Source organism: Massilia genomosp. 1, assembly GCF_011682185.1.
GTDB classification, from domain to species: domain Bacteria; phylum Pseudomonadota; class Gammaproteobacteria; order Burkholderiales; family Burkholderiaceae_D; genus Telluria_A; species Telluria_A rubra.
The window spans coordinates 1-1,470 of the sequence record NZ_WHJF01000277.1 but is presented as its reverse complement, the minus strand read 5'-3'; the positions used below and the strand labels follow the sequence as shown (position 1 = coordinate 1,470).

General features: G+C 61.5%; 2 protein-coding genes and 2 pseudogenes. 1 reads left to right on the top strand and 3 read right to left on the bottom strand.

Features of this window, described 5'->3' with window-relative positions:
• Positions 1 to 183, top strand: a 183-nt coding sequence (locus F1735_RS35995; protein WP_222853170.1) for a hypothetical protein, incomplete at its 5' end; no start/stop codon positions are given.
• Positions 184 to 207: 24 nt separating this feature from the next.
• Here F1735_RS35995 and F1735_RS37115 read toward each other — a convergent pair.
• From F1735_RS37115 to F1735_RS33530, 3 genes and pseudogenes are all read right to left on the bottom strand, one after another.
• A pseudogene (locus F1735_RS37115) lies at positions 208 to 297 on the bottom strand (VapC toxin family PIN domain ribonuclease); the annotation flags it as partial.
• Positions 298 to 303: 6 nt separating this feature from the next.
• A pseudogene (locus tag F1735_RS37110) lies at positions 304 to 537 on the bottom strand (antitoxin); the annotation flags it as partial.
• Between the two features lie 49 nt (positions 538 to 586).
• The gene (locus F1735_RS33530) at positions 587 to 1,279 is read right to left on the bottom strand and encodes a sigma-70 family RNA polymerase sigma factor (RefSeq protein WP_167241323.1); all 693 of its coding nucleotides are present in this window, start codon (positions 1,277 to 1,279) and stop codon (positions 587 to 589) included.
• Between the last annotated feature and the right edge of the window lie 191 nt (positions 1,280 to 1,470).

Below are 1,470 nucleotides of genomic sequence, written 5' to 3'. Positions count from 1 at the left end.
GTCACGTCCGGTCTGCCGAGAATCGACCACACGCCGCCAAACTTCAACCTTCAAACCGCTTCATTGACTGTCCCGTTCAATTGGGTAGGGACGCTATCACCCGCGACATTCCGATTCAAGTTGAAAAACTCCGGCATCGGAAAAGTGACGCTGCGGCGGCGGTTTATGCAACATTCAGGCTAGACGATCCGCTGAACGATGAGTACGTAAGCCGGCGAATGTAACAGCTGAAATGACCACGTCGCCAACATAGCATTGCGCAAACCGCCTGGCCACCTGCTCAGCTTGCCATTTCATCAATGACAGTGCCTCCCGCTCTTCCTGCACCTGGTCGCCGCGTCCGTCAGCCATGAAGTCAGATCCGAATCTGGCGAACTTGCTCAGTACACCAGCAAGCGGTCGGCGCGCGGGACGGATGCCGAGTTCGTCGCCGACACGTTCAATCTCCAGCTCAATGTCGAGGTGCTCATAGGCAAATTCAGCTGGGATTCGGACCGCCTGCAAATTTCCATTTTGAAAAATTTTAGTCGTCGTCATTTGGCTATCCACGTGTCGACGTCAATCTACTGCAGCACGCCCCCAGCTTCTAGGCCGCCACCACGCACCAGTACAAGGCATCGTTGGCACAAGCACCCGCGGGTATCCGCAAGCGGGGCGCTTCATGCACCGACACCGGCTGTTCATCACCGAGCAAGGACATCATCGCCGGCACGTCGATGCCGTTGATCGCGGCCTGGAAGCGGCGGATCAGCTCGCGGCAGAGTTTTTCGCTGGCCGGCGCTTCCCCCTCATCCTCGCGCAGCCGCCGCCTGGCGCGGGCCAGGTACTGGCGCGCGTTCACGGTCGTGGTCCCGAGCGCCGCGGCGATGTCGGCATGCCCGCACTCGAAAACCTCGTGCAGGACCAGGGCCAGGCGCTCCGATGGCGACAGGCGGGCCAGCATGCGCGCCAGCGCCTCACCCAGTTCGGCGCGCCGCAACAAGCCATCCTCGGGCGGCGCGCAAGGGACTGCGGGCGCCAGTTCCATGGCGCTGTGCGCCGCCGCCGCGTCGCGCGCGCGCTTGCGCAGGCGGTCGATCGACTGGCGCTGCACGACCGTGGTCAGCCAGGCCGCCGGCGTCGCCAGCGCCGCCTGTTCGGCGCCGTGCCACTTGAAAAAGCAGTCTTGCACGATGTCCTCGGCTTCCGCCTCGCTGCCGACGATGCGGCAACTGATCGCTTTCAGGCGCGGTCGCAGCTGTTCGAACAGGGCGCCGTCGGTATCGCTCGGGTGCGTCATCGGGAATCTCCTTTATGGGCGTTGGCGCCACTTGACGCCCGGCCCGGGCCGGATGTGACAGGCCAACAATCTATCCTGAATTTTGCACAAAAAAGGGCAAGAATGCCGTAAGTGATTGATAGAATGGGAGTTATCTAAAAACCTACCCTATCAGCACGAACACACCTTGCCCGACATGAATTCTACCCCAG

What these genes read in the sequence shown, in the direction of transcription:
- F1735_RS33530 (WP_167241323.1), bottom strand. Translation starts at nt 1,279, where the DNA reads ATGACGCACCCGAGCGATACCGACGGCGCCCTGTTCGAACAGCTGCGA.